The 23,717-nt window shown below is 41.1% G+C and carries 25 protein-coding genes and 3 riboswitches; of the genes, 13 read left to right on the forward strand and 12 right to left on the reverse strand.

Translation table 11 applies throughout. The features are described 5' to 3' along the window. Positions 1–72: 72 nt before the first annotated feature. The 3 genes from ACIQXR_RS08950 to ACIQXR_RS08960 form a co-directional block, all read right to left on the reverse strand. Positions 73–1,305 (reverse strand): aminopeptidase, encoded by a 1,233-nt coding sequence (locus ACIQXR_RS08950; RefSeq protein WP_402867887.1) that lies wholly within the window; start codon positions 1,303–1,305, stop codon positions 73–75. A 173-nt stretch (positions 1,306–1,478) separates the two neighbouring features. Continuing rightward, a complete protein-coding gene (locus tag ACIQXR_RS08955) occupies positions 1,479–2,042 on the reverse strand; it encodes an FAD-dependent oxidoreductase (RefSeq protein WP_402867888.1) in 564 nt (187 codons plus the stop codon). Positions 2,043–2,197: 155 nt separating this feature from the next. Then, positions 2,198–3,685, reverse strand: a complete 1,488-nt coding sequence (locus tag ACIQXR_RS08960; protein ID WP_402867889.1) for an aldehyde dehydrogenase family protein — start codon at positions 3,683–3,685, stop codon at positions 2,198–2,200. A 284-nt stretch (positions 3,686–3,969) separates the two neighbouring features. Here ACIQXR_RS08960 and ACIQXR_RS08965 point away from each other — a divergent pair, with 284 nt between their 5' ends. After that, positions 3,970–5,175, forward strand: a complete 1,206-nt coding sequence (locus ACIQXR_RS08965; RefSeq protein ID WP_402867890.1) for an MFS transporter — start codon at positions 3,970–3,972, stop codon at positions 5,173–5,175. Between the two features lie 38 nt (positions 5,176–5,213). Here ACIQXR_RS08965 and thiE read toward each other — a convergent pair whose 3' ends face one another. Genes thiE through tenA form a run of 5 tightly spaced genes read right to left on the reverse strand, consistent with a single transcriptional unit; the run spans position 5,214 to position 8,640 of the window. Further along, entirely contained in the window at positions 5,214–5,849 is a 636-nt protein-coding gene (gene thiE / locus ACIQXR_RS08970) for a thiamine phosphate synthase (protein WP_402867891.1), read from the reverse strand. Then, entirely contained in the window at positions 5,830–6,645 is an 816-nt protein-coding gene (thiM, locus tag ACIQXR_RS08975; protein WP_402867892.1) for a hydroxyethylthiazole kinase, read from the reverse strand. Before thiM ends, thiE begins: the two co-directional genes overlap by 20 nt. Then, positions 6,642–7,448 carry a bifunctional hydroxymethylpyrimidine kinase/phosphomethylpyrimidine kinase gene (gene thiD / locus ACIQXR_RS08980; protein ID WP_402867893.1) on the reverse strand — a complete coding sequence of 269 codons (807 nt, stop codon included), beginning with the start codon at positions 7,446–7,448 and terminating at the stop codon, positions 6,642–6,644. The genes thiM and thiD overlap by 4 nt, the downstream gene beginning before the upstream one ends. Next, positions 7,417–7,950, reverse strand: coding sequence for an energy coupling factor transporter S component ThiW (thiW, locus tag ACIQXR_RS08985; protein WP_402867894.1), 534 nt, complete (start codon positions 7,948–7,950; stop codon positions 7,417–7,419). Before thiW ends, thiD begins: the two co-directional genes overlap by 32 nt. Further along, a complete protein-coding gene (gene tenA, locus ACIQXR_RS08990) occupies positions 7,951–8,640 on the reverse strand; it encodes a thiaminase II (RefSeq protein ID WP_402867895.1) in 690 nt (229 codons plus the stop codon). 105 nt (positions 8,641–8,745) lie between these two features. Then, positions 8,746–8,838: riboswitch (TPP riboswitch) on the reverse strand. Between the two features lie 68 nt (positions 8,839–8,906). Further along, positions 8,907–9,012, reverse strand: a riboswitch (TPP riboswitch). Positions 9,013–9,316: 304 nt separating this feature from the next. Further along, positions 9,317–9,420, forward strand: a riboswitch (SAM riboswitch). Positions 9,421–9,518: 98 nt separating this feature from the next. On the opposite strand from tenA, the gene ACIQXR_RS08995 reads away from it, so the two are divergent. Both ACIQXR_RS08995 and ACIQXR_RS09000 read left to right on the forward strand, forming a co-directional pair. Further along, entirely contained in the window at positions 9,519–9,782 is a 264-nt protein-coding gene (locus ACIQXR_RS08995) for a Fur-regulated basic protein FbpA (protein WP_402867896.1), read from the forward strand. A 226-nt stretch (positions 9,783–10,008) separates the two neighbouring features. After that, positions 10,009–10,185, forward strand: a complete 177-nt coding sequence (locus tag ACIQXR_RS09000; protein WP_402867897.1) for an aspartyl-phosphate phosphatase Spo0E family protein — start codon at positions 10,009–10,011, stop codon at positions 10,183–10,185. Between the two features lie 55 nt (positions 10,186–10,240). On the opposite strand, the gene ACIQXR_RS09005 is transcribed toward ACIQXR_RS09000, so the two are convergent. Next, positions 10,241–10,750 (reverse strand): GNAT family N-acetyltransferase, encoded by a 510-nt coding sequence (locus tag ACIQXR_RS09005; protein ID WP_402868553.1) that lies wholly within the window; start codon positions 10,748–10,750, stop codon positions 10,241–10,243. A 157-nt stretch (positions 10,751–10,907) separates the two neighbouring features. Here ACIQXR_RS09005 and ACIQXR_RS09010 point away from each other — a divergent pair, with 157 nt between their 5' ends. Further along, positions 10,908–11,606 (forward strand): DUF459 domain-containing protein, encoded by a 699-nt coding sequence (locus tag ACIQXR_RS09010; RefSeq protein ID WP_402867898.1) that lies wholly within the window; start codon positions 10,908–10,910, stop codon positions 11,604–11,606. 75 nt (positions 11,607–11,681) lie between these two features. Here the strand turns inward: ACIQXR_RS09010 and ACIQXR_RS09015 are convergent, their stop codons facing one another. Continuing rightward, a complete protein-coding gene (locus ACIQXR_RS09015) occupies positions 11,682–13,499 on the reverse strand; it encodes an ABC transporter ATP-binding protein (protein WP_402867899.1) in 1,818 nt (605 codons plus the stop codon). Between the two features lie 184 nt (positions 13,500–13,683). Between ACIQXR_RS09015 and ACIQXR_RS09020 the strand changes: the two genes are divergently transcribed. Together ACIQXR_RS09020 and ACIQXR_RS09025 are read left to right on the forward strand one after the other, a co-directional pair. Beyond that, a complete protein-coding gene (locus ACIQXR_RS09020; protein ID WP_402867900.1) occupies positions 13,684–14,181 on the forward strand; it encodes a DinB family protein in 498 nt (165 codons plus the stop codon). Positions 14,182–14,347: 166 nt separating this feature from the next. Beyond that, entirely contained in the window at positions 14,348–14,890 is a 543-nt protein-coding gene (locus tag ACIQXR_RS09025) for an acyl-CoA thioesterase (RefSeq protein WP_402867901.1), read from the forward strand. Between the two features lie 31 nt (positions 14,891–14,921). Here ACIQXR_RS09025 and ACIQXR_RS09030 read toward each other — a convergent pair whose 3' ends face one another. Next, entirely contained in the window at positions 14,922–15,557 is a 636-nt protein-coding gene (locus ACIQXR_RS09030; protein ID WP_402867902.1) for a Bax inhibitor-1/YccA family protein, read from the reverse strand. Between the two features lie 484 nt (positions 15,558–16,041). Between ACIQXR_RS09030 and ACIQXR_RS09035 the strand changes: the two genes are divergently transcribed. From ACIQXR_RS09035 to ACIQXR_RS09065, 7 genes are all read left to right on the forward strand, one after another. Next, a complete protein-coding gene (locus ACIQXR_RS09035; RefSeq protein ID WP_402867903.1) occupies positions 16,042–17,067 on the forward strand; it encodes an ABC transporter ATP-binding protein in 1,026 nt (341 codons plus the stop codon). Beyond that, positions 17,045–17,971: an ABC transporter ATP-binding protein gene (locus ACIQXR_RS09040; protein ID WP_402867904.1), complete on the forward strand. Its 927-nt coding sequence runs from the start codon at positions 17,045–17,047 to the stop codon at positions 17,969–17,971. Before ACIQXR_RS09035 ends, ACIQXR_RS09040 begins: the two co-directional genes overlap by 23 nt. A 14-nt stretch (positions 17,972–17,985) precedes the next feature. Continuing rightward, on the forward strand, positions 17,986–18,954 hold the full coding sequence (opp4B, locus tag ACIQXR_RS09045; protein WP_402867905.1) for an oligopeptide ABC transporter permease: 969 nt from the start codon (positions 17,986–17,988) through the stop codon (positions 18,952–18,954). Positions 18,955–18,971: 17 nt separating this feature from the next. Beyond that, positions 18,972–19,877, forward strand: coding sequence for an ABC transporter permease (locus tag ACIQXR_RS09050; protein WP_402867906.1), 906 nt, complete (start codon positions 18,972–18,974; stop codon positions 19,875–19,877). A gap of 18 nt (positions 19,878–19,895) precedes the next feature. Next, positions 19,896–21,662, forward strand: coding sequence for an oligopeptide ABC transporter substrate-binding protein (gene opp4A / locus ACIQXR_RS09055; RefSeq protein ID WP_402867907.1), 1,767 nt, complete (start codon positions 19,896–19,898; stop codon positions 21,660–21,662). 97 nt (positions 21,663–21,759) lie between these two features. Further along, positions 21,760–21,951: a hypothetical protein gene (locus ACIQXR_RS09060; protein WP_402867908.1), complete on the forward strand. Its 192-nt coding sequence runs from the start codon at positions 21,760–21,762 to the stop codon at positions 21,949–21,951. A 150-nt stretch (positions 21,952–22,101) separates the two neighbouring features. Beyond that, positions 22,102–23,148, forward strand: a complete 1,047-nt coding sequence (locus ACIQXR_RS09065; protein WP_402867909.1) for a M42 family metallopeptidase — start codon at positions 22,102–22,104, stop codon at positions 23,146–23,148. 142 nt (positions 23,149–23,290) lie between these two features. On the opposite strand, the gene ACIQXR_RS09070 is transcribed toward ACIQXR_RS09065, so the two are convergent. Beyond that, positions 23,291–23,713 carry a pyridoxamine 5'-phosphate oxidase family protein gene (locus ACIQXR_RS09070; protein WP_402867910.1) on the reverse strand — a complete coding sequence of 141 codons (423 nt, stop codon included), beginning with the start codon at positions 23,711–23,713 and terminating at the stop codon, positions 23,291–23,293. Positions 23,714–23,717: the final 4 nt, after the last annotated feature.

Below are 23,717 nucleotides of genomic sequence, written 5' to 3' on the forward strand. Positions count from 1 at the left end.
ATGAATTTTGTTCTAAAAACATGTGAAATCCAAAGTTATAAACCTTCAAAACCCACTATATCAATACTCCAATTAAAACGCCCAATCTCCATTACGGAAGACAGGTTCTGAAGTGCCGTCAGGAAGGATGCCGTCGATGTTCATTTTATCCGAACCAATCATGAAATCAACATGGGTTAGACTTTCGTTCAGACCATGTTCCGCCAGTTCCTCGGGGCTCATGTTTTTCCCGCCTTCAAGACAGAATGCATAAGAGCTTCCGATTGCTAAGTGGTTGGATGCATTTTCATCGAATAATGTATTGAAGAATAATACGTTTGATTGGGAAATGGGCGAATTGAATGGGACTAGTGCCACTTCTCCTAGATAGTGTGATCCTTCATCCGTATCGACCAATTGTTTCAGTATTTCTTCGCCTTGTTCAGCCTTCACTTCCGTGATCCGGCCGTCCTTGAACGTCACGGAGAAATGATCGATGATATTGCCGCCGTAACTAAGCGGTTTTGTGCTTGCAACCGTTCCATTTACGCCTGTTTTCAATGGGACCGTGAACACTTCTTCCGTTGGCATGTTAGCCATGAATTCATGTCCTTGCTCATTGATGCTACCAGCTCCGCACCAAAGGTGTTTTTCAGGCAATTCGATGGTTAAATCTGTGCCTGGTGCCGTGTAGTGCAATTTCTGGTAATGCTTTTCATTTAAATAATCCACTTTTTCATGAAGCGTGTCGTCGTGTTTCTTCCAAGCCTCGACAGGTTCTTTTACATCAACCCGGACTGCTTTAAAGATCGCTTCCCAAAGTGCATCGATGCGTTTCTCTTCAGCTACTTCAGGGAAGACTTTATCAGCCCAAGCTTGTGAAGGGACTGCGACAATGGACCAACTCACTTTATCGGACTGCATATATTGACGCCATTTTTTCAGTGCGGTACCCGATGCCTTTTGGAAGTTGGCGATCCGCTCAGGTTGAACATTCTTCAAAAGGTCAGGACTTGAGGAGATGACCGATAGAAAAGCTGCACCATTTTCAGCAAGCTCGATCGTTTCTTTTGCCCGCCATTCTGGATACTCGTTAAATACTTCAGCGGGGGCCATTTCATATTTTGTACGACCAACAATATCATCATTCCAGTTAACAATGACATTACGTGCGCCGTTTTCATAAGCCTTTTTAACGATGAGCCGAACAAGTTCAGCTCCTTCTAAGGTTGTGTTTAAAACGAGGGTTTGTCCCTTCTGGATATTGACGCCGACTTTAACGGCCAGTTCTGCGTATTTTTCTAAATTGGTTTGAAATTCATTCATCTTTTAAAACTTCCTTTCTCTTATCTACAGTTTAATTGTATCGATAATTTCTGAAAAAAGAAACTTTTTACACATATGTATCATAAAACGTGGGGGTTCAAATAAATCCGATAAAAAAATAGAGGAGGATGGAAAAGCTGAGTGCAGGGACTCAGCTTCTGTGAACACTCTCATTATTTTTTCAGTACATCATGGTCTACATAACGTTCCCCGTTGATTTCACTTAATAGGTTAATAGCCACTCTGGCTCCGTCACCGGCTGTAACGATAGTATGAACGCTCACGCCTGCACCAGCGCCAGCGGCCCAAATTCCCTCTACGGATGTTTTCCCTAGTGAATCCACGTCATACACTTTTTTAGTGCGCGGCTCTATGCCGTCTTTTGTTGTGACTCCCGCTTCTTCGGCTAGATTAGTGATCATTCCCGTCGCGAGGATGATGTAAGTAGCATCAATAGGGCCGTTTTCCGTTTCGATTGTAAATCCTTGTTCCGTTTTTTCGATGCCTGTAACTTTCGTTTCGATATGTTCAGCACCGAATTTCTTTGCCTGTTGAATTCCGATATGGACTAAGTCAGGTCCAGAGATTTCATCCACACCATAATGGTTTTCCATCCAGGCTTTTTTTGTGATACTTGCATTGCTGTCGAGAATGACTGTCTTTTTTCCTGCCTTGGCCGTGAAGATGGCGGCACTTCCGCCAGCGGGTCCGGCACCGATAATGGCAATTTCATACATAGGAATATTCCTCCTTTTTCTCTAGTTTGATTCTATCAAACGTACATAGGAAAAGGCTATTGAAATGATTTGAGAATAATCACAATAGTAAAATATATTAAAAGGGTGCAAAAAGCATGGAAGAGAGGGTCCCGGAAGACCCTCTCTTTTAAAAATTATTTGTCTAGGTTAATCCAGACGCTTTTAACTTCTGTATAATTTTCAAGTGCATAGGAACCCATTTCCCGTCCGATTCCGGATTGCTTATAACCACCGAATGGGGAGGCTGCATCAAATGCATTATAGCAGTTTACCCAGACAGTACCGGCACGTAACTTTCCTGCTACATAATGGGCGTTAGCTAGATCGCTTGTCCATAAACCGGCAGCCAACCCATATTCACTTGCATTTGCCCGGTTGATTACATCGTCTATATTCTCATACGGCATGGCAGCAATGACTGGACCAAATATTTCTTCTTTGGCAATGGTCATTTCCTCTTCTACACCGGCAAAGATCGTTGGTGAAACAAAGTAGCCTTCATCGCTAGGATTGTTTCCTCCTACCAATATTTCTGCACCCTCTTTTTTTCCTTTTTCAATGTAACCAAGAACTCGATTCTGCTGTTCCTGGGAAACGAGTGGTCCAATTTGTGTATTCGGATCCAATCCGGCTCCTTGTTTGATCTTTTTAGCGTGACTAGTCATATCAGCCACGACATTATCATAGTGTTTCTTTTGTATATAAACCCGGGAGCCGGCACAGCATACCTGACCCTGGTTAAACATGACACCATTTAAAGCTCCAGGAATGGCTTTGGAGAAGTCGGCATCTGGAAGAATGATGTTAGGCGATTTCCCTCCGAGTTCCAGTGTCACGCGCTTCAATGAATAAGAAGCAGAACGCATGATCATTTTCCCTACTTCAGTAGAACCGGTGAAGGCAATCTTATCGACTTCAGGATGGTCGACAAGGGCTTGACCAGCCGTTTCACCGAATCCAGGGACGATATTGACGACACCGTCAGGGAAACCGGCTTCCGCGATTAGCTCTGCTAAATAAAGGGCGGATAATGGCGTTTGTTCGGCAGGTTTCAAAATGACCGTGCAGCCAGTCGCAAGAGCGGCTCCAAGTTTCCACATCGCCATAAGAAGCGGGAAGTTCCAAGGGATGATTTGACCAACGACGCCTACAGCCTCATGTTTTGTATAGTTGAAGTAATTTCCATTTACCGGAATAGTTTGACCGACGATTTTAGTTGACCAGCCAGCAAAATATCTCATATGCTCAATGGCTAGAGGGATATCCGCATTTGTTGTTTCACTGATGGGCTTTCCATTGTCCAGTGTTTCTAATTGCGCTAATTCTGTTTTATTTTCTTCCATTAAATCTGCTAGTTTATACATCAACCTGCTACGGTTAGCGGCGCTCATCTTGGACCAAGGGCCTTCATCGAATGCTTTTCTTGCGGCCTTAACGGCTAAATTGATATCTTCTTTATCCGCTTCATATATATCTGCGAGTTTCTTGCCTGTTGCGGGGTTGGGAGTGGTAAAGGTCTTCTTCGAGGCACTTTCTACGAATTTTCCATTGATATAGAGCTTTTTAGGACCTTTTAAAAACTTGTCCAGCTTTCCACTTACTTCTAACGTTAGATTGGTCATTGTTTCCCTCCTGAATATAATGATTATATTGGGCAAAACATGATGACTTAATTGATAACGCTTTCATATGCCAATATTTATCATAAAATAAATAGATGAAATATTCAATCATTACTATTCGACATTTTATTCTTAAATGGAAAAAGGCTTGAAATCAACGTTTTTTCTATTTGAGTAAAGAAAAGTGTCAAGACAGTTGTAAATACTATAGCGAAAAGGAAAATTAATAGGTAATATTAAATAGGAGAATATATTGGTAAGCGATCAGATTTTAGGAGGTTTATATGGAAAACAATGCGAAAGTGATATCGCAGCGTAAACTGCTGGGTGTCGCTGGTTTTGGATGGATGTTTGATGCACTTGATGTCGGGATGCTTTCTTTTATCATCGTTGCATTGAAACAGGATTGGAATTTAACGAGCCAACAGGTCGGTTGGATCGGAAGTATCAATTCTATCGGGATGGCAGTAGGGGCGATTCTCTTTGGAGCAATGGCAGACCGGGTTGGCAGAAAGAATGTCTTTATCATAACCTTATTATTATTTTCGATTGCGAGCGGTCTGTCTGCAGCCGTCAGTACGCTTAGTTTATTCCTGATTTTGCGTTTCTTGATAGGGATGGGGCTCGGGGGAGAGCTACCCGTTGCTTCAACACTCGTTTCTGAAAGCGTCGAGGCAAGTAAAAGGGGACGTGTTGTGGTACTCCTTGAAAGTTTCTGGGCGGTCGGCTGGTTGTTGGCGGCGCTCATCTCTTATTTCATCATTCCTGTATACGGATGGCGTGTGGCTTTGTTATTAAGTGCGGTTCCGGCATTATATGCTCTATATCTACGTTTGAAATTACCCGATTCTCCTAAATATACGGAGCTTGAAAAGAAACAGAGACCGTCTGTGCTGAACAACATGAAAATGGTCTGGCAAAAAGGGCACGCACGTCAGACACTTGTTTTATGGATTCTTTGGTTTTGTGTGGTCTTTTCCTATTACGGCATGTTTTTATGGTTACCAAGTGTCATGGTCATGAAGGGCTTCAGCATGATTCAGAGTTTTGAATATGTATTGATCATGACGTTAGCCCAATTGCCTGGTTATTTCTCTGCTGCGTGGCTGATAGAGAAGATGGGGCGTAAGTTCGTATTGATTACATATTTAATAGGAACGGCAGGTAGTGCATTTTTCTTTGGCTCCGCTGAAGGCTTATCACTCTTGATCGTATCCGGCATGTTCCTATCGTTTTTCAACTTAGGTGCATGGGGGGCGCTTTATGCGTATACACCTGAACAGTATCCAACCGTCATTCGTGGAACAGGGACGGGGTTAGCAGCTGGAGTCGGACGCGTCGGGGGCATTTTGGGGCCGTTGCTTGTCGGGTATCTAGTTGCTGGAGATACACCGATATCGACCATCTTCACGATTTTCACAATCGCAATTTTAATTGGTGCTGTTGCTGTGGCATTTGGAAAAGAAACGAAGAATACCATTCTTTCATAAAGGAAGGAGGATGACTCGAAATGAGCATCCTCCTTCTATTAATTAGTGAATCTTTTTATAGTGTATGAAAGGAGTGTAGCCGCGTCCATTGGATTTTTTGCCTGTGTAATGGCAGAGACGACCGCAGCACCGGCAATTCCACTTTTAGAAAGCCTGTTGATATTATCCGCTGTAATCCCACCGATCGCAACGGCAGGAATCGAGGTACTGTGACAAATTCTCTCCAGTTCCCCTTTTTTCAAAGCAGTTGCGTCTTGTTTCGTTTTTGTCGGGAATACAGAGCCAACACCAATATAGTCAGCGCCATTGTTTTCAGCTTCAAGGGCCTCCTCCAAGGTAGAGACGGATACTCCAATGATCATATTGTCAGGAACAAGGGTCTTGATGATGGGAAGAGGAAGGTCATCCTGCCCAACATGAATTCCATCCGCTCCTACAGCAAGCGCAATATCCACGCGGTCATTAATGATTAACGGAATCGAAAGTTCATCAAGGACACCTTTTAATAGAGAAGCTTTTTGATAAAAAGTAAGGGAAGATGCCTGCTTTTCTCTAAGTTGGACGGCCGTAACTCCGCCTGAAACCGCCTCGGTGATGATAGTGGTCATGTCCTCGACGGCTAATGATTCTTCCGTGACTAAATAAAGGCTCAAATCAAATGGCACTTTCTTCATGCATTTTCACCTCGTATTTCCATATGGAATCATTCATTCCTGAGATGGCATCGATAATCCGTGTCCGGTATGTCCCTGTGCCATCATTTTTTTCAAGGGTTCTGGCAGCAAGCTCACCAGAGATGCTCATGGTTGAAATTCCTGCGATAGCAGCTGAATAGTAATCCTCCGTAATTCCGCAGAAGACCCCAATCAAGGCCGTCGACATACAGCCTGTGCCGGTCACCTTTGTTAAAAGAGGGTTTCCATTATCGATGATGGACGTACGTGAAGAGTCACTAACGGCATCCTTGGCTCCACTCACGACGACAACACTCTTCAGTTTTCTAGCAGCACGTAGGGATAGTTCTGCATTACTCATGGAAAGCGGTCCTGAATCGACCCCTCGCGTTACGATATCGCCTCCCATTAGCCGATGGACTTCACTTGCATTGCCGCGAATAATCTGGACAGTCATTGAATCGAGCAGTTCCATAGCTTTCTCTGTTCGGTAAGTGGTGGAACCGACGCCCACAGGATCTAAAATTACGGGTATATGGCAATCGTTCGCTGTTTTCCCGGCAATCGCCATCGCCTCCAAGGAAACATCATCCAGTGTACCTAAGTTAATCACCAGTGCTTGTGCCAGTTTGACCATGTCCGCCACTTCTTTTGGATTGGAAGTCATAACGGGAGAACCACCAATTGCCAGGGTAGCATTGGCACAATCATTTGCAGTAACAAAGTTGGTGATTTGGTGGACGAGTGGTTGTTTCTTTCTCACTCTGCCAAATAAGTCTGCAACGGATGTATTCATGTGAAATCACTCCGTTCCTTTTTATAAAATTGATGGAAATGGTGAACGGGTCCGTGTCCCTTACCGAGTTCTAAGCTATTTCGTATCGCTTCTGAAATATAGATTTTCGCTTGTTCAATGGACGTCGCTAAAGGAAGTCCATTAGCAAGATTAGATGCAATGGCAGAGGAAAGGGTACAGCCAGTTCCATGCGTATTTTTCGTATGAATGCGTTCACCCTTGATCCAAGAGAACTCCTTGCCATCATAAAAGAGATCATTTGGATTTCCTGCTGCATGTCCTCCTTTCAGTAAAACAGCCTTCGGACCCAGTTCCAGAATAGCGGTACATGCCTTATAAAAGTCCTGCTTCGTCCGGATCGGGAATCCGGTAAGGACCTCTGCTTCCGGTATATTCGGCGTGACAAGTGTAGCAAGTGGAAGTAAATCGATTTTTAACGACGAAACGGCCCTCTCATCTAACAGATGGTGTCCACTTTTGGAAATCATGACAGGATCAAGGACGACGATAGCCGGTTTAAATAATTTTAGTGAATGGGCGACGGTTTCGACCGTCTCCTTTGATCCAAGCATCCCTATTTTTACTGCGTCTACACGAATGTCTTCAAATACGGCCGCAATTTGATCGGTGATCACAGGGAGATCGATGGGCTGTACAGATCGAACTTCCAAGGTATTCTGTGCCGTAACGGCGGTGATAACAGACATGCCATAAACCCGATGGGCCGAAAATGTTTTTAAATCAGCTTGGATGCCGGCTCCGCCCCCAGAGTCAGATCCGGCGATCGTTAGTGCCCTTTTCATAAAAAAACCCCTTCATATAATGATTTTTTAAGAGAACTTTCAATAAAAGAAAGCCTATAATTGCGCCCGTTAAAGAACTAAGAAGAAAAGCTGGCAGAAAACCAAAAAGTGCCGCTTTTTTTCCCAATAATAAAAGCGCGATCGGATAACAGGCGATGGATCCGAGAATGCCTGTCCCCACTATTTCTCCCAAGCAGGCGTGTCCCATCCTTCTTGTTTTTTGGTAGAGGAAGGCCGCCAGCAGGGCACCAACCATGCTGCCCGGAAATGCAAAAATGGAACCTGTACCTGTCATGTTCCTGATAAGGGATACTAAAAAGGCCTGTGTCACAGCAAAAAGCGGCCCCAACATAACGGCTGTCATGACGTTGGTTACATGTTGAATAGGAAACACCTTCGCAAAACCAACAGGGATGTAAACGAATGAGCTAGTCAGGGTAGTGATGGCCGTGAACAAGCTAGTCAACGTCATTTTCCGTAACAAGTTACCAGTATCTAGCATTCAAAGAGGCCAATCCTGTTCGTTGTGAACCATGTCCCAAAATAAATATTCATATCGGGAGGTCATTAAAAAGTGTTTCTCTAATCTTTTTAATTCCCCCTCAGGCATATCTTCCGTCAGTTCGTCTAACAGCTTGGCCAACCATTTGTGCGCATCTGCGAATTCGGGGGATGCATATGATTGAATCCAAGCGATATAACGATTTGTTTCTAGTGCTGTACCATTTTGTTCTTTTAATAACGAGCCAATTTCATAGTAATCCCAGGCACAAGGAAGTAAGCAGGCAATAAGGTCGGCTAAAGTTCCATGATGGGCAGCATTGAGCATATAACCTGTATAGGCAAGGGTAATCGGAGTGGGTTCGGTATTTTCCAATTCCTCAGAACTAATTCCGAACTCCTTGCAGTAGCTCCTATGCAAATCCATTTCTACCTGTAGAGTCTCATTTAAAATACTCGCAAATTTGGTCATGATCTCAAGGTTAGTGGCCTTGATGGTCCCTAAGGCAAAAAGCTTGGCATAATCCATAAGATAGATATAGTCCTGCTTTAAGTAATAGGCGAATTTCTTTTCTGATAGTGTCCCGTTTCCAATTGCTTGAACGAAAGGATGAGTATGATTCTTTTTCCAAATTTCTTTTGAACGTTCGTGGAGTCTAGCACTGAAAGTTTTCATTTGGGTTTTCGTCATGATTTTTCCCCCTTATAATTCATTCACATACAAAGGAGGGGAGTGTCCAAAAATGAAGAACAGCCGCTTTCATATAGAAAGCGGCTGTTCTAGGAATGTACGAATCCCTTTTTCAACCTGCTTTCCTCCGCTGGTATGACCAGATCAGGTACAAAGGGTTTGATTCTCAGCCTATTAATGGCTCCCCTAGCAGTTTATTATTCAATTAAACGAAAACCCCGTTCCTGAAAACGGAACGGGGCAGATGGATGAAGTCAAATATACGACGACGATATCATCCACTTTCCTCCGCCGGCATCACCCGGATCAGGTTCAAAGGGTCCGGAACATCATTCCATCTCAGTCTTATAGAAGACTCCCCTAGTGGTATTTCGTATGTGATTATTGTCATCATATCAGATAAAAAGGAAAATGCAACCTTTGAATCCAATAGAATTTTATGAGTATTTTGTGGCGTGAAAGGGGTAGTAGGATAAAATCCCCAATGGTAAATGGAGCATACCTAACCCACGGTCAATTGGAGGGAAATATAGTTATTAGCAAAATAGGGATATGGTCTTACCTTGTGCTAAAAGGGCACACGGAAAAATAATATAAAAATTAAAAATTATTTGAATGTAATTGACTTATCCTTGCAAGTGGGATAAAATCATGTCAAAATCATTTATATTCTGTATTCTTATCCAGAGAGGTGGAGGGACTTGGCCCTATGAAACCTCGGCAACAGACCCATCGGGGAACTGTGCTTCTTCCAACAAGCAATCGCTTGGAAGATAAGAAGAGACGAACGGACCTCTGTCGACCTCTTCTTGGATTAGAAGGGGTTTTTATTTTTGTCAAATAGGGTTTAAGAATCCCATACAACAGGTATATATATTTTGGCTTTAGCAAATCCTATAAGATTAGGGGCATTATATGTGGAAAATATGAATAAAAGGAAAGGGGCCATTCATATGGCAGAGTTTTTCGAGAAAAAAGAACAGAGGAGAGCATTGTTGATAGAAGAACTATTATCAAATGGTGTATACAAAACCTCTGATGAAAAGCATCTCTATGATGCTCCATTAAAAGCTCTTGAAGATGAATATAAGATCGTTATAGATAGATCAGGTAATGAGTCACCTCCAGAGTGCATGACTTAGTTAACCTATAGTGAACAATCAAAGAGAAAAAGCATTTGCTGTGTAAAAGCGAATGCTTTTTCTCTTTGAACTGACATAAAAAGTACAAAATAGAAAAATATAATGGGTATTTTGTCACATTTCACTAGTGAAATAACATATTTAAAACATGTAAAATGATTGATTTCGCCTAGTGCTTTGGTTATGATAAAAATGTAAAATAATTGAAAAATAGGAAGTGATTATATTGAAGCCTCCTCATATAACAACAGTTGAAAAAATTGAAGAAAAACGAAAAGAAATGATTATGTTAGCAAAAAATTATGGTTTGACAAGCAGGATGACCATTCAAGCAAGTCAAGAGTTGGATTCTTTATTGAATGCGGTCACACATATAAAATTCCTGGGAGTTTGTCGCGAATAATCAGTACATCCCACTAGACCATTCAAATCCAGGCAATCGCCTTTTGCAATGGAAGTCATGTAGTGACACGTTTACCAAGAATGACCAAATCGCGTTCCACTCCATCGAGTTCTGCTATTTTCGGTAAATGCGCCCATTTTTCAAAACCAAATTTTGAAAAAAGCTTAATACTTGGTGCATTGTGTGCGAAAATAAATCCAAGAAGTGTCTTAATCCCTATCTTCGGACTCACCTCTATAGCCTTTTGGATTGAAAGTTGTCCAATTCCTTTCCCACGGAACTCCTCATCTATATAGATGCTAATTTCAGCGGTAAAATCATATGCGGGTCTACCATAAAAAGATTGAAAACTCATCCATCCAGCTGTTTTTCCATCATGTATGATCATATATAATGGCCGTTTGAGAATATGATGTTCTTCAAACCATTTGAGCCGTGATTCTACTGTAACTGGTTCTGTATCCGCAGTGACCATCCTCGAAGGTACTGTAGAATTGTAAATTTCGATAATTTTAGGCAAATCCTCAAATACTGCTTCCCTGAATTCTGTAAACTCCTTCATCATTAAGCTCCAATCCATTTATTATGGCATTCCAATCACCAGTACAGGTGCGTCATGCAATTTAATTTTTATTAAGTTATTCAAATGTTAGGCTTGTCCTCTTTTTGGGTATTTAAAAATAAAATACTTCCTAGTGAATACAAAAGGAGAAGCAAAACAAATGAAGAAAATCGTTGGCTTATTTTTTATTGTACTTGTTATTTGTTTAGTTGCCTATGCGTTTCAGGCAGTAGATGCGAAAAACGATCAAAGAGTCATGGCATTTGGAGATTCTTTGACTTACGGAAAGGGCGATAAAGAAGGGGAAGGATATATTGATGACTTGAAACATAAAACGAATGATTCCGATTCAGAAAAAGTCCAATTCTGGAATTATGGTATTAAAGGTCAGGAAACGGACGGTGTCATTAAACAGCTCGAAGATCTTGAGATTAACACAAAATTGGATAAGGCTGACACATTTATCGTCTATATCGGAATCAATGATTTAATTAACAGTAATGGTGGAAACTTAAAAAAAATCAATGATCAAAAGATAAATGATGAAAAGAAAGAGTATGTACAACATTTAGATAAAATTCTTTCTGAGCTTCTAAAGAAAAATAATAAAGCTGATATCTTGGTGATAGGGTTATATAACCCCAATAAAGACGACTTGAAATTAGAAAACCATATTAGTGATTATAATCATTCGATTCAAAAGATGGTGGACAAGGATAGTAGACTAAAGTATATCCCTACAAACGATTTATTCGAAAACAAAGATAAAAAAGCATACTTCAGTGATGAAATTCATCCAAATGAAGAAGGCTATCAGCTTATAACCAATCGAATCTTAGATAAATATGATTTTAAATAAGAACGATAAAAGGGCATGGAAACTTGATTTCCATGCCCTTTTAGGTTTATTTATCGGGGGCGGATTTCTGGTTGGTTATGTTTCTGATGGTGCCTCCGCCTGTGGAAACTGTAAGTCATGGAGCTGCCGATAGCGACCATTATTTAGTAGCAGTTGTTCGTGCGTTCCATTTTCTTGAATTACCCCTTTTTCAAGAACGACAATTTGATCTGCCTTTTGAACGGTTGATAACCGATGGGCAATGACGATTGAAGTCCGGTTCTCTAATAGGTTGGATAACGCTTCCTGAATCAGATGTTCGGATTCCGTATCGAGCGATGCCGTCGCCTCATCGAGAATGATGATTTGGGGATTCTTCAAAAGGGCCCTGGCGATGGCAATCCGTTGCTTTTGGCCACCAGAAAGTTTGACCCCACGTTCTCCGATTTGTGAGTCATATCCTTTTGGGAACGTCTTGATGAAATCATGAGCATATGCCGCCTTAGCCACTTCGATAATTTCCTCGTCCGTAGCGTCGAGTTTACCATAGGTTATATTATCGCGGATGGTCCCGGTAAACAAAATGATGTCTTGCGAAACAACCCCCATTTGGTTCCGTAAAGATTTGAGGGTGAGATCACGAATATCATGGCCATCCATTTTTATTGTCCCTTGTTGGGGGTCATAGAAACGAATTAAAAGGCTGGTAATCGTTGATTTCCCTGCCCCGGATGAGCCGACAAGAGCGGTTACCTGTCCTGCTTTTATCATCAGGTTAAGATTTCGGAGTACTGGTACCCCCTCGACATAAGCGAAATCAATTCCTTGAAATTCGATTTGTTTCGTGATTTTGGGAACATTAATTGCTGTCTTTTTGTCCTGGATTCCAGGTTGTGTCTCCATTATTTCGGTGATCCGTTCAAAAGCTGCAGCCGATTGTTGCACGATACTGATTACACGGCTGAAATTACGGATTGGACTTTGCAGAAGCCTGAGATAAGCCAGGAATGCCACGATTAATCCAATCGTAAATTCTCCCTGCATCACTTGCCAGGCACCAAATACAATCACGGCGATCAGACCTAAATTATTCATTAAATCTATGAGCGGGCCAAACATGGACCTCAGTCGAACTGATTTGATGTTTGCTACCGTATTCTCATGATTTCGGTCCGCGAATCGTTTTGATTCAAATTCTTCATTTGTGAAGGATTGGATGAGCCGTATGCCGGAAAGGGAATCCTGCAGCTGATTGCTGACATCGCCGGCCGAACTTTGCACGCTTCTGAATGAGAGGCGGATTCGTTTACCAAATACACGTGTCAGATAGAACATGAACGGAAAGGTAATGAGAAGGACCACGGTCAGTTTCCAATTGATGAACAGCATATAGATTGCGATGGCAAAGAAGGTGACCGTATCTGTAATAACTTGTAGCATGCTTGATGAGATGAGTTGTTGAAGCAGGTTCACATCATTCGTGAGCCGGGACATTAAGTCACCCGTTCTATTTTTATCAAAAAATTTCATATCCAATTTTTGAATATGGTCATACATTTCATTTCGTAAATTCATGATCGCTTTTTGCCCCACTTTAGATACGATATAGCCGTTCACATAATTAAGCAAAGCTAACAATATGGCCGCAAAGAGGATACCTATGCCTACCCAAATCAATGAGTCATATTCTTTCCCAGGTATGACATCATCAATCGTATATTGCGTAAGTTGTGGGATGGAAAACTCAAGCATGGAAATAAAAAACATTATGCATATGATCATACTTGAAAATTTCCATCTGGATGGGATACGATTGAATATTTGTTTCAACATTGACCGAATGCTTCCTTTTGATGGTGCAGCTGTCAGGGTGCTACGGCCCTTGTGGCTGAAAGGGATATGTCCCCCGCTCATATTTAATCACTCCTATGGTAAATTGAAAGTTGTCTTTAAAAGCAAAAAAACCTTTATGATTATCATAGAGGTTTTAAAAAAATAGACAACTTTTGAGCGGTTTTTCTTTAATAAAGAAGCTTATATTTTACAACTTATCCCTTCGGTGGAATAATTATAAAAAAGTGAATAAGGAGCTGGTAGAGTGGAAGAAAACACAAAAATCAGGGAAGAACTTCTCCAGGCAGTGAACGGGTTATCGGATGAACAGGTAAATGCACATCCCGAAGATGGACGTTGGAGCATCATTCAGGTATTGGAGCATCTATTTCTAATGGAGAGGGCGGTAACAAAAGGAATTGCCGATACACTGGCAAGTGGCGAGAGCAATCGAGTAGATGATAAACCGATCCAGTATACATTAAATCGTGACGTAAAAGTGGACGCGCCTCCATTTGTCATTCCGTCAGAGAAGTTCCAAACATTAGCTGAAGTAAAAGCTAAGCTCGCCTCTTCACGTAAGGCATTGGAAAAGGTAATCTCCCAAGCGAAGGAGAATGACTTGGAAGAGAAGTCATTCCCACACCCCTTGTTTAAAGATTTAAGTTTGAAGCAGTGGATTCCGTTTGTCGGTTTGCATGAGAAACGGCATTTATTGCAAATTGAAGAGTTGAAGGCCAAACTAAAAAAACTCAGCCAATAGGTTGAGTTTTTTTTATATATGTATTGATTTAGGAAAGACTATATAAGCAGTACTTACCTATTGAGAGATGAGAAAAATGTGGGTAAAAATCATGATTATTGCTTTAACGCGCAAAATTCGTTAAAGTGAACTAGTGAGAAAATGGACATAAAGGAGTGCAGTCACCATGGAAGAAATAAAACATTGCTCGGACTCTTTGGTTATAAAAACGAGTCTAGTTCTACCACCTGATACAAATAATATCGGTACAATGTTTGGTGGGAAATTAATGGCTTACATTGATGACGTTGCGGCCATTTCTGCCATGCGCCATGCTAGAAGTAATGTCGTTACGGCATCGACCGATTCTGTCGATTTCCTGCATCCCATTCATGAAGGAAATGCAGTATGCCTAGAAAGCTTCGTTACGTATACGGGTAGGACATCTATGGAAATTATCGTAAAAGTGGTTGCCGAGGACTTACTTACTGGAGAACGGAATCTATGCGTTATTTCCTTTTTGACCTTTGTTGCCATCGATGAGAACGGAAAACCTGTTCCAGTTCCCCGCTTGGTTCCGGAGACTGAAATGGAGAAGAACTTGAATGAATCTGCCAAACACCGGGCAGACGTTAGGAAAAAAAGAAGAGATGATACACAATTCATCGCAAGCACATTTGGTGTGAAATTGCCTTGGACTGAAAAATCAGAACCAGGGTTATATAAATAAGTACGAAAAAACGGGCATTTGCCCGTTTTTTTTAATCATTGCTTGATAATATACCGAAAAAGCGAAGGATGTTTATAAACAGGTTGATGAAATCAAGGTACAGATTCAATGCCATGAGCGGGACTTCTTCTGCCGTTACCCCATAGTGCTTCATGCGGTTGAAATCATATAGAACATATCCGCTGAAGACAAGAATGCCAATAAAGGAAAAAACAAGCATTGCCGTGGAACTTAACGGTGAGAATATATTAAAGATACTGATGGCGATTAGCGCTAGCAAGGCAGCAAAGAAGATTCCACTTAGAAAAGAAAGATCTCTCTTAGTGGTTGTTGCATATAGAGCTAACCCCCCAAAGACGACGGTTGTCGTCACTCCAGCCAAAATCACGACGTTAGCGCCTGCCAAAGCGAGATAGTGAGCGATGATGGGATAGGTGGTCATTCCCGATATGAAAGTAAATGCATAAAGAAATGTATATCCAATTGCTTTTTTCCTTCTCAAGATAAAGGCTCCAATCAGCATGGCGATTTCCAAAATCGCCAAGGGAAGAAATAAGGCCGGGGGTATAAATATTCCAGCAGCCATTCCTAAAACGGAAATCGCGAGTGATAGAGCAAATGTGCGCATAACAGAGGGCATATACGCATTAACGGTATGTGAATACATTCGGTCAACCTCCATATAATTATTATTACCCATTCTTACGAAAGATAAGGGGAAAGGTTTCACTTTATTACCCAAACCCTGCTAGAAAAAGCTACGCACCGTCCATTCATAAGGTGAGTATTATCAGAATATAAATTTTCTGAAATATCAAAATATTTAGATTGGTTGGATGAGTGGAACTAATACATAAAAAATTTCAGTTTGAAGATAAGATAATTATTCATTATTTTTAAATACAAAAAAATCTTCATTCTTTGTGATGAGCAAAAGCTATTAGAATCCTTATCGGAGTAAATAAAAAGAAATAAAGTTAATTTTTAGAAATAAAATTATAGGAAAAAATTATTCCTCAAGTTATAATATATTAAAAAAATGTTATAATTTGATATAAATATATTGAATTAATATTAAAAATTGATTACACTTTTATTTAATTATCAGAAAATTTTTATTTTACCGGTAAAACAGTTTAGGGGGGATCGGGTTGGAAAAGACAATATTACAGATAGAGAACCTCACTACGTCATTTCGTATTAAGAATAAATATCACGCAGCGGTGGACGATGTCTCGTTCACGGTGAATGAAAATGAAATTGTAGCCGTGGTTGGTGAGTCAGGTTGTGGTAAGAGTGCACTAGCCCTCTCTATCATCCAATTACATAATATGCAAAGAACGAAATCTGAAGGTGTCATAAATTATAAGGGTCAGAATCTACTTGACCTTAATGAGTCACAAATGAATAAAGTTCGAGGTAAGGAATTGGGGATGATATTCCAAGAACCTCTGACGGCATTGAATCCCCTAATGACTGTCGGAAAACAGATTGAGGAAAATCTTGATTATCATACGAATCTATCAACCAATGAAAAAAAGAAAAGAACAATTGAACTGCTAACCCAGGTTGGTATCCCTTATCCGGAAAGGACCTACAAGCAGTTCCCTCATGAACTTTCAGGTGGCATGCGCCAAAGGGCCATGATATCGATTGCGATAGCTTGTAATCCTGCCTTGGTCATTGCGGACGAACCAACGACGGCTCTCGATGTGACGATCCAAGCTCAAATCCTGGATTTGTTGAAGGAAATACAGAGCAAGACAAAAATGGGAATCATCTTGATTACTCATGACTTAAGCGTAGTGGCCGAAGTGGCTGACCGGATTGTCGTGATGTATGCCGGACAAGTGGTCGAGACTGGCAGTGTTAAAGATATATTCAAAAAACCATTGCATCCTTATACACGATCTTTGCTAAATTCCATCCCTTCGGCTACCACTGAAAAAAAACGTTTGCACGTTATAGAAGGAATCGTGCCCTCCATAGCGAAAATGGATAGGAATGGGTGCCGATTCCAAGAACGGATTCCTTGGATCCCCAAACAGGCCCATGAGGAGTCACCTGTCCTGCATGAAGTTGGCCAAGGTCATTATGTTAGGTGCACGTGTTATAAGGATTTTTATTTTCAATCTGAAGGAGAGGCAACGCCTTATGACATTACTCAAGGTAGATAATTTAAAAGTGCATTTCCCTATAAGGGGCGGTTTTTTTCGTAGAGTAGTAGATCATGTCAGAGCTGTCGATGGTGTGTCATTCGAATTGCAGCAAGGTGAGACCTACGGTTTGGTTGGAGAATCAGGTAGTGGGAAGTCAACGACGGGTAAAGCTGTGGTCAAGCTGAATGAGGTGACATCAGGAAAAATCATGTTCGAAGGCAGGGATTTAGCTTCGTTGAGCAGAAAAGAAATCAAGCCATTCCGAAAAGATATCCAAATGATTTTTCAAGATCCGTATTCTTCTTTAAATCCTAAAAAGCGGGTTCTCGATATCATTGCCGAGCCGTTAAGGAATTTTGAAAAGTTGTCGCCTGGAGAAGAAAAGAAAATTGTTCAGGACTTCTTGGATAAAGTCGGTCTAAGTCCCGAATCCATTTATAAGTATCCACATGAGTTTTCAGGCGGACAGCGTCAGCGTATAGGAATTGCGAGATCTTTGACGTTAAAGCCAAAACTGATCATTGCCGATGAACCTGTGTCTGCGCTGGATGTATCGGTCCAAGCACAGGTATTGAACTTCCTTCAAGATTTACAGGAGGAGTTTAACTTGACCTATTTATTTGTCGGCCATGATCTTGGAGTAATCAGGCATATGTGTGACAGGATGGGCGTGATGTATCGCGGAAGAATCGTAGAAGAGGGCACAAGCCAGGAAATCTATGAAAACCCTCAGCACATCTATACCAAACGTCTGATAGCGGCCATTCCGGACCTAGAACCGGAAGTGCGTGAGCAAAAAATACTACTCAGGAGGAAATTGACAGCGGAGTATGAAACGTCTTATTCCCAATACTTTGATGAAAACGGACGGGCCTACGATTTAAAGCCAATTTCGTCCACTCATAGAGTCGCAATACAATAAGGAGGTGGAAAGTAATGTGGAAATTTATCCTTAGGCGCCTATTAGTCATGATTCCGCAGCTCTTTCTGTTGAGCATCATCGTTTTCATGATGGCAAAAGCCATGCCAGGTGATGCCTTGTCAGGTCAGGAAATAAGCAACCCAAGGGCGGATCCGGCTGAGCTTGAAAGAATCAGGGATGACATGGGCTTGAATGACCCTTGGTACCAACAATATGTAAGATGGGCATCAAATGCTGTCCAAGGGGACTTCGGAGTGTCTTATACGCACAAAATACCAGTTATGGATGTCATTGAAAACAGGCTTTGGAATACGGTTTTTCTTGCAATCGTCACTCTTATCTTTACATATTTGCTAGCTATTCCACTCGGCATAGTGAGCGGTAGATATAATGATACGTGGATGGACAAGGGAGTTACCGGTTATAGTTACCTAGGTTTTGGTACACCAATTTTCATATTTGCTCTTATTATGCTATTTGTTTTCGGGTTCGGTCTAAATTGGTTCCCATCTGGTGGAAGCGTCGATTCCAAATTGGATTCAGGGACGTTCGCTTATGTGGTCAGTAAGATTAACCATTTGATCCTGCCAGCTTTAAGTACGGCTTTAATTGCAACGACAAGTACCATTCAATATTTGCGAAATGAAATCATAGATAATAAGATTAAGGATTTCGTAAGGACCGCTCGATCGAAAGGTGTTCCGGAATCGAAAGTATACTCACGACATATCTTGAGAAATTCATTTCTACCGATTGCAGCATTCTTAGGATATGAAATCACTGGATTAATCGGTGGCTCTGTCATAATCGAGACCATCTTTAGTTATCCAGGATTAGGCCAGCTATTCCTTAGCTCTGTAAGCCTAAGGGACTTCAGTGTCGTGACGGCCATTGTCATGATGACAGGATTCGCCACTTTGCTTGGCACTCTTCTTTCTGACATCATACTTAGCGCGGTGGATCCGCGTATACGGATAGAATAGGAAGCGGGGTGAGTCTAATGGAAATGAAAGTGCAAACTGGAAATAACATACAAATTCAAGAAGTGAGTCCTTCGGGAATGAAAATCATTTGGCAGGAAATTAAGAAAGATAAAATGGCAATGGGCTCATTGATTCTACTGGCAGCCATCTTGCTTTTCGTTTATGGCGCATCTTTCTTCATGGATGCCAAGGAAATCGCTAAAGTCGATTTCCTATCCATCTATATGGAGCCATCTTCGGACTATTGGCTTGGAACTGACTATGGTGGACGGGATGTATTTGGACAACTCATCATCGGTACAAGGAATTCATTCACGATTAGTTTATTTATTACTTTATTCACGGCTATCATCGGATTGACTTTTGGGCTTCTTGCTGGTTATTTTGGCGGTGCTACCGATAATGTAATCATGCGTATTATAGATTTTGTCATTGCGCTGCCACAGTTAATGTTCATCATTGTTTTCGTTACGATTGTGCCTACTTTTAATGTCCCGGTTTTCATTTTGATCATGACGCTGTTTTTATGGACCGGTAAGGCAAGGCTCATTCGTTCGAAGGTATTATCTGAGCGAGAATTGGATTATGTTCATGCGTCACAAACACTTGGTACTCCACATTGGAAAATCATTATTTTCCAGGTGCTTCCAAATATAAGTTCTCTGATCATCGTAAACTTCATTTTGAATCTTGCAGGCAATATTGGCCTAGAATCCAGCTTGACCTTTTTAGGATTCGGTCTTCCAGAGAGCACACCGAGTTTAGGTACGCTCATAAGTTATGCTCGAAACCCAGATGTTTTAGAAAACAAATGGTGGATATGGATACCCGCATCACTCATGATTCTAGTGTTGATGCTGAGTATAAATTTTGTTGGTCAAGCATTGAAACGTGCTGCTGACGCAAGACAAAGAAGAGGATAAAAAAGGGGAGTGTATGTCATGAAAATTAAAAATTATAGCAAAGTATTAAGTGCATTGGCCATATCGTCGCTACTTCTTGCTGCATGTTCAGATGATACGTCGACTAAGGAGAAAAAGGGAAAAGCTGTTGAACAAGTGGATGCATCGAAATTCCCGGCGGTTACATCAAATAAAGGGAAACCAATCGAAGGCGGTCACCTTACTTACGGTTTGGTATCTGATACGCCATTTGAAGGAATCTTAAATAAAGTCTTCTACCAAGGTGATCCGGATAATCAAGTTATTACGTTCTTTGATGAAGATTTATTGGATACCGATGAAGATTGGGTATTTACAAATGAAGGCGCAGCTACCTATGAAATATCAGAAGATAATAAAACGGTCTCACTTACCATCAAAGACAATGTTAATTGGCATGACGGTAAACCTGTAACGGGGGCCGACTTGGAATATGCTTATCTCGTAATGGGAAGCAAAGAGTACAAGGGAGTCCGTTATGATGAACAAATGGCATTGATTGAAGGGATGGAAGAGTATCATGAAGGTAAGGCAGACAGTATTTCCGGAATCAAGGTAGACGGAAAGAAAATCAGCTTCACCTTTAAGAAAGCGAATCCTTCGGTTAAGACAGGACTATGGACATATCCGCTTCACAAGGAATACTTAAAAGATGTTGCGATTGGTGATTTGGAGTCTTCCGATAAAATCCGTAAAAACCCAATAGGTTTCGGACCATTCAAAGTGAAGAAAATCGTTCAAGGTGAAGCGGTCGAATTCGAAGCGAATAAAGATTACTATCGCGGAGCTCCTAAGTTGGACAGCGTCACCTTGAAAGTCATCAACCCATCCGTTGTTGTAAAATCATTGGAAAACGGGGATGTTGATGTAGCAGAAGTTTCAGCGGATTATTATGATCAAGCCGATAAGTTGGAAAACATCGAGATTTTAGGGAAAGTCGATTTGGCTTATACGTACATCGGTTTTAATTTAGGGCACTATGATAAGAAAAAAGGCGAAAACGTGATGGATAACCCGAAATTCCAAGATAAACGACTTCGCCAGGCGATGGCCTATTCCATCAACAACGAACAGGTCGGCGAGAAGATGTATAAAGGACTTCGTTTCCCTGCCAACTCGGTTATTACGCCAACCTTTAAATATAACAATAAAGATATAAAGCCATATGAATATGATCCAGAAAAAGCGAAAAAATTATTGGATGAAGCAGGATATAAAGATACGAATGACGATGGCCTTCGCGAAGATCCGGATGGCAAGGAGTTCAAAATTAATTTTGCATCCATGAGTGGTGGAGATATTGCCGAACCGCTTACGAAATATTATATCCAGCAATGGCAGGAAGTCGGGCTGGATGTACAAATGTTAGATGGACGTCTTCATGAGTTCAATTCATTTTATGATTTGTTGAAAAAAGATAGCGATAAGGTAGATATTTTCCAAGCAGCTTGGGGTGTGGCTTCCGATCCAGATCCATCTGGAATCTGGTCAAGACAAGCACAATTCAATTATACTCGCTGGGTGAATGATAAGAATGATGAACTATTGGCAAAAGGAATTTCGGAGGAAGCGTTCGACGATCAATACCGTGTCGATGTCTATAACGAGTGGCAACAATTGATCCATGATGAAGTGCCTCTTATCCCAACTCTATTCCGATATACAATGACAGGGGTCAATGAACGTGTGACTGGTTATGATTATACTGCAGGTCGCCAATATCAATGGTTTGATGTAGGTGTGACAGAAGAATCAGCTAAAAAATAATGTAGAAAGTCGGCTGCCTCCATTGGCAGCCGATTCTTTGGTTTTAAGATGGTGAATTAAGGTTATATATGAATTGTAAGTATTTGGAAGGGTGATAGTGATGGAAGTGAGAAATCCAAATGAAACAAAGCGGGAACTTGAAATATTGTTTACGGAATCGGTTGGTCGTCTATTAAAGCCACTTGAAGAGGAAATCATTACAGACATCGTAGCCTATCCTGATGAAAAGAGAATTGCCTTCTTGGAATTTATGAAGGAAATGTCCAATAAACAAAGACAGTTAAAGTAATCATGGTTCGCAAGTTTAATGACGTTACCTGGATTAAGGAATTTCGGTTGTATGGGACCGTCATATGACGGTCTTTTTATATGGCTTTTAATATGTTCTTTGATCACTGAAAGAGATATACTTTTATATAAGAAGAAGGGAGTGTCATTGATGAATCAAGTTAATGAAAAAGAAATCGTTTCGTACATAAAAGAGTTAGTATCCATTCCCAGTCCATCCGGTTATACGGAACAGGCCATTAAGTATACAGCAGCCTTCATGGAAAGTAAGCAAGTACCCTACCAAATCACGAACAAGGGGGCATTGCTTGCCACTTTAAAAGGTAAAGATGATAGCTGTCATCGATTGCTGACGGCCCATGTGGATACATTGGGAGCCATGGTTAAGGAAATTAAGCCAAATGGCCGGCTGAAGTTGACGATGATTGGCGGGTTTCGGTGGAATTCCGTTGAAGGAGAATACTGTGAAATCCATACCGCAAGTGGAGATATTGTCACAGGCACGATATTGATTAACCAAACATCCGTACATGTGTATAAAAATGCTGGGGACGCTAAGCGTGATGAAGAGACAATCGAGGTTCGTATCGATGCAGTCGTCAAATCAAAAGAGGAAACAGAGGCCGTGGGCATATCCGTTGGTGACTTTGTTTCATTCGCACCAAGGATCGAGGAAACGAAGACTGGTTTCTTGAAGTCTAGACATTTGGATGACAAAGCAAGTGTTGGCATTTTGCTTCATATTATTGAGCAGATTCAAGCGGGGAAAATCGAATTGGCATATACGACGCATTTCCTGATTTCAAATAATGAAGAAATCGGATATGGCGGTAATTCCAATATTCCTGATAAGACGGTTGAATACTTAGCTGTCGATATGGGCGCAATCGGGGAAGGGCAAACGACGGATGAATATAGTGTTTCCATTTGTGCTAAAGATTCTTCCGGTCCGTACCATTATAAGTTACGCCAGCATCTGGTTTCACTTGCCAAGGCGAATGACATCGATTATCGCGTCGATATTTACCCGTACTATGGTTCTGATGCCTCAGCAGCAATCCGTGCAGGATTCGATGTGGTTCATGGCTTGATCGGACCAGGGATTGATGCATCGCATGCATTTGAGAGAACGCATCTCTCATCTTTGAAGCATACAGCGAACCTAGTTGCACACTATTTACAATCTGAGCTTGTCTGATCACATAAAAACACCCTCGCTTAAGCGAGGGTGTTTTTATTTATCGGTCGATTCCATTCGTTTATCAGTCAAACTTGAAGATATATCGGTCCATTTATCAATATATCGGTCAAATTACGATGTTTATCGGTCAATTGGTTACTTAAAGGTTTAGTTCTTCTGGTGGCTCACCGTTATTATTCATAAGTCGAATAGAATCGGGTTTGATCTGTAATAATACGTAGTTTGGATCTTCTGGCCCTTCAAACCATTGTTCAAAGGATTTATTCCATAATTTTTTCTTCAATTCGGCGGTATCATTGATTTTCGATGTTCCTGAAATTTCAATGTATGAATCGCCAAGGCCTTCATTGTCATAGCCAAACAAGACATGAACATGTGGGTTCTTTTCTATTTCATCTATTTTTTCAGTCTTTACGCTTGTTGGTGTATAAAAGGTTAATTCCTCGTTGAAGAATGTCATGTAGCGCGAATAGGGCTTGTTATTTTCTACTGTTGATAGGACTCCGATTTTGCTTTCCTTGATCACATTCAATATTTTTTCTTTTAATTGATCTTGACTCATCTTC

This window comes from Peribacillus sp. NPDC097224 (genome assembly GCF_044761985.1).
Taxonomy (GTDB): domain Bacteria; phylum Bacillota; class Bacilli; order Bacillales; family DSM-1321; genus Peribacillus.